This is a genomic window from Aeromonas sp. HMWF014, from assembly GCF_963878295.1.
Taxonomy (GTDB): Bacteria; Pseudomonadota; Gammaproteobacteria; order Enterobacterales; family Aeromonadaceae; genus Aeromonas; species Aeromonas popoffii.
In genome coordinates this window covers 1-3,837 of the sequence record NZ_CAWNYS010000359.1, presented here as the reverse complement: position 1 = coordinate 3,837, position 3,837 = coordinate 1, and the positions used below count along the sequence as shown (strand labels likewise).

Sequence of the window (3,837 nt, the reverse complement as noted above, 5' to 3'; positions counted from 1 at the left end):
ATGTAGGGCAGCATCATCCGTACCACCTCATGACGGCTAGGAACGTCGCCCGTCAGGCCGAACAGCTGGCTGTCCACCTGCGTCAGGATATAGGGATTCTGATAGGCTTCGCGCCCCATCATCACGCCATCGACATGCTGCAGATGCTCGAGGGTCTGCTCCATGGAGGTGACGCCACCATTGAGGGCGATGGTCAGCTCGGGGTAATCCTGCTTGACCCGGTAGACGCGCGGGTAATCGAGCGGCGGGATCTCGCGGTTCTCACGCGGGCTCAGGCCGCTCAGCCACGCCTTGCGGGCGTGCACGATAAAGGTATCGCAACCGGCGTCGCGAACTTGCTCGATAAAGGCCTGCAAAAATTCGTAAGAGTCCTGATCGTCGATACCGATGCGGGTCTTGACCGTCACCGGGATATCGACCACATCGCGCATCGCCTTGACGCAGTCGGCCACCAGCGCGGGTTCGCCCATCAGGCAGGCACCAAAGCGGCCATTTTGGACCCGATCCGACGGGCAACCCACGTTGAGGTTGATCTCGTCATAACCGCGCTCCTGTGCCAGTCTGGCGCAGTGGGCAAGATCCGCCGGGTTGCTGCCACCCAGTTGCAGCGAGATGGGATGCTCCTGCTCGCTATAGCCCAGATAATCCCCTTTGCCATGGATGATAGCGCCCGTGGTCACCATCTCGGTATAGAGCAAGGTCTGGCGGGTCATCAGACGGTGGAAATAACGGCAATGCCGATCGGTCCAGTCCAGCATGGGGGCGATGGAAAAACGCTGCGCCTGCATAAAAATCATCCGGGTTGGCTAAACAAAGGGGGCGGATTTTACCACAACGTGAGGCAGCCCCAGAAAATGAATTTTGTCGCCGCGCCACCGGGGGCCCTGTGATAGTATCCGGCTAATAAGTAAAGGGTATTTGCGTGATCATGAATCAAGACCAACTTTTACAACGAGCCGAACGACTCTGCGAACAACGCGGGATCCGCTTCACCCCTACCCGGCGTCAGGTGTTCACTCTGCTGGCTGCCCACGGCAATGCCATCAGCGCCTATGATTTGTTAGCCCAGCTGCAGCAAACAGAGGCTCACGCCAAGCCGCCTACAGTCTATCGGGCACTCGATTTTCTGCTCGAACAGGGCTTTGCCCACAAGGTGGAGTCGCTCAACGCCTTCATATTCTGTTGTCACTTTGACCATGCTCATCCCATGCAACTGCTGATCTGCGACCGATGCGGCGAGGTGGTCGAACTCCATGACACGGCGATCGACAGCGCGTTTTCCGAGCAGGCCCATCAGCATGGTTTTACTATTACCAATAAGACAATAGAGGCACATGGCCAATGTGCTCGCTGTACGACCACCGTAGGACATCAACATGAAGGCTGATTTTGTAAACCCGTTCCTGCTTTCCCTGCTCAATGTGCTCTCCACCATGGCGCAGTTGGATCTCAAGCCGGGTAAGCCCAAGCGCAAGATGGATGAACTGGCGCGAGGCGATGTCTCCGGCCTCATCGGCATGGTGGGTCCGCAGACCCGTGGCTCGCTTTCCATCAGCTTCGAGAAGGGGTTGGCGTTGGAGATCATGCGTCGCATGCTGGGGGAGGCCCCCGCCACCATCAATGAAGAAGTGACCGACATGGTGGGTGAGATCACCAACATGGTTACCGGTGGTGCCAAGCGCATGCTGGGAGAGAAAGGTTACGAGTTCGACATGGCGACCCCTATCATAGTCTCCGGTCCCAACCACACCATCACCCATAGAGCCGATGGCACCAAGATTATGATGCCGTTCGAGTCAGATTACGGCCGGGCCACCATCGAAATCTGCTTCGAGTAACCTTATGTGGAAAGCGCTGAAGTGGTTCTTCATCGGCTGGGCACTGTTGCTCATTCTGTCTGATATCCAGATCAACACCTCGCTGTACAAGTACGATGACAACAAGGTGGTGGTGAGCTTTCCGCGCTGGCAGGCAGAGAGTCCCTGGGGCACCTTACAATGGCATGCCGGTCGGGTTGAGACCCACTGGTATGGCCTGGAAGGCAGGCCCAAACCGGTAGAGCCCCTGCTTTGAAATCGATGACAAATCAGAGAAATGAAAGAGGCCAGCATATGCTGGCCCCTTTTTTACTGGTTTGAGAGTGGTCAGGCGGCTTCGGCAGCCAGCTTCTCATTGGAACGCATCACAATGCCAAGGCCACAGGCAAGCAGGGTTGGCAGCAACCAGGCTAGCCCTTTGTCAAACAGCGGCAGGAAGGCGAAGGCATCCATCTTCATGCCGGCAGCGCCCAGACCATCCAGGCAACCGAACAGGAATGCCACCATCAAGACGGAGCGGAACACCAGACGAGGACGACCGAAGTAACCCTTCAGGAAGGTGACCAGCACCAGGGCTACGGCGACCGGATAGATGGCAACCAGCACGGGAATGGAGAGGCTGATGAGTTGGCTCAGGCCCACGTTGGCGACGATGGCGCAGATGGTGCCCAGCAGCACGACCAGCTTCTTGTAAGCCACACCGGTGAGGTTATGGAAGAAGTCGGAGCAGGCGGAGATGAGGCCCACGGCTGTGGTGAAGCAGGCCAGAGTGATGATGGCCGCCAGGATGAACTGACCCGGCTGGCCAAACAGGCTCAACACATAGGCGTTGACGATGGCGCCGCCATTGCTGACATCGGTGGCTACCCCGGCAGCTGTGTTACCCAGCTGGAACAGGGAGATATAGACCACGGACAGACCGATGGCTGAGATGACGCCAGCGATGGCCAGATATTTGAACTGGCTCTTGTAGTCGTGGATGCCTTTCTGACGCAGCAGATCAACGATCAGGGCGCCAAACATCAGGGACGCCAGGGTGTCCATGGTGTTGTAGCCTTCCAGGATCCCTTTCACGAAGGGGCCGTTCTGGTAGTCACCGGACGCAGCTGGCATTGTACCTTGTGGCGCGATGAACACACCCACGGCCAGGGTCAGCAGCAGCAGCATCAACAGTGGGGTCAGGTACTTGCCGATGGCATCCATCAGCTTGCCCCGGTTCATGGAGACCAACATGGCGATACCGAAGAAGATCACGGTATAGACTGCCAGACCCGATTGACCCATATCACCGATGAAAGGCTTGATACCCATCTCGTAGGCAACCAGACCGGTACGGGGCGCAGCAAAGGCGGGGCCGATGATGATATAGATGGCAACGGCAAGCGCGGTAGCAATACCGGCAGGCAGCAGCTTGGTCATGCCAGCCCAGCCATTACCCGCCTTGGCGACGGCGAGGATGGTGATGAGGGGCAGGCCCACGGCGGTCACCAAAAAGCCCAGCATGGCCAGGGAGAGGTGTTCGCCTGCCATGTAGCCAGCCAGCGGCGGGAAAATGATGTTACCGGCGCCCAGATAGAAGGCAAAGGTCATGAAGCCCAATCCGAGTACATCGGATAATGTGAGTGATTTCGTCAAGTTCAACCTCGTCTGTCTTGTAAACTATTGCTTGTTATAGTTTTTTATTGGTCAGTGACCGGCGTTGTTCAGGGGTAAAAAAAAGAGCCCCGCGTGTTTTTTCATCACAACCAGTGGTTTGAGCTGGTCTGGAGCGGGCGCTCGTTTGAGAGTCAGCATAATGGCGTGAAAAAATAGTTCAAGACGAAATTTACATCTTCAAATAGAAGGGGTGGGTCAGTTGGATGTATCTGTCGGAATAGGCTCCATCAGCAGAATGGATCACAATCTCACCCTGCTCACACCTGCTTAATCCTCTGCCAAGTAGCAATAAAACACGATTTGCCTCTTTACCTACTCTGGTGATAACAGCTGTATAACAAACACCATACAGATCATAATCCGC

General features: G+C 56.2%; 5 protein-coding genes and 1 pseudogene. 3 read left to right on the top strand and 3 right to left on the bottom strand.

What is annotated here, in order from left to right:
* On the bottom strand, window positions 1–788 hold a 788-nt coding region (dusA, locus tag AAC083_RS15005; protein ID WP_108537022.1), incomplete at its 3' end, for a tRNA dihydrouridine(20/20a) synthase DusA.
* 140 nt (window positions 789–928) lie between these two features.
* Here dusA and zur point away from each other — a divergent pair.
* The 3 genes from zur to AAC083_RS14990 are packed head-to-tail and all read left to right on the top strand — an operon-like array spanning window position 929 to window position 2,073.
* Window positions 929–1,387, top strand: coding sequence for a zinc uptake transcriptional repressor Zur (zur, locus tag AAC083_RS15000; protein ID WP_084204620.1), 459 nt, complete (start codon window positions 929–931; stop codon window positions 1,385–1,387).
* The gene (locus tag AAC083_RS14995; protein ID WP_108537021.1) at window positions 1,377–1,838 is read left to right on the top strand and encodes a chemotaxis protein CheX; all 462 of its coding nucleotides are present in this window, start codon (window positions 1,377–1,379) and stop codon (window positions 1,836–1,838) included. Before zur ends, AAC083_RS14995 begins: the two co-directional genes overlap by 11 nt.
* A 4-nt stretch (window positions 1,839–1,842) precedes the next feature.
* Complete coding sequence (locus AAC083_RS14990; protein WP_108537020.1) at window positions 1,843–2,073, top strand: hypothetical protein; 231 nt, start codon at window positions 1,843–1,845, stop codon at window positions 2,071–2,073.
* Between the two features lie 71 nt (window positions 2,074–2,144).
* On the opposite strand, the gene brnQ is transcribed toward AAC083_RS14990, so the two are convergent.
* On the bottom strand, window positions 2,145–3,407 hold the full coding sequence (brnQ, locus tag AAC083_RS14985; protein WP_258224710.1) for a branched-chain amino acid transport system II carrier protein: 1,263 nt from the start codon (window positions 3,405–3,407) through the stop codon (window positions 2,145–2,147).
* Between the two features lie 235 nt (window positions 3,408–3,642).
* A pseudogene (locus AAC083_RS14980) lies at window positions 3,643–3,837 on the bottom strand (tRNA (adenosine(37)-N6)-methyltransferase TrmM); the annotation flags it as partial.

Excerpts from the sequence above, each read along its gene's own strand:
- AAC083_RS14990 (WP_108537020.1), top strand. The coding sequence starts at position 1,843 with ATGTGGAAAGCGCTGAAGTGGTTCTTCATCGGCTGGGCACTGTTGCTC.
- zur (WP_084204620.1), top strand. The coding sequence starts at position 929 with ATGAATCAAGACCAACTTTTACAACGAGCCGAACGACTCTGCGAACAA.
- AAC083_RS14995 (WP_108537021.1), top strand. The coding sequence starts at position 1,377 with ATGAAGGCTGATTTTGTAAACCCGTTCCTGCTTTCCCTGCTCAATGTG.
- brnQ (WP_258224710.1), bottom strand. The coding sequence starts at position 3,407 with ATGACCTTTGCCTTCTATCTGGGCGCCGGTAACATCATTTTCCCGCCG.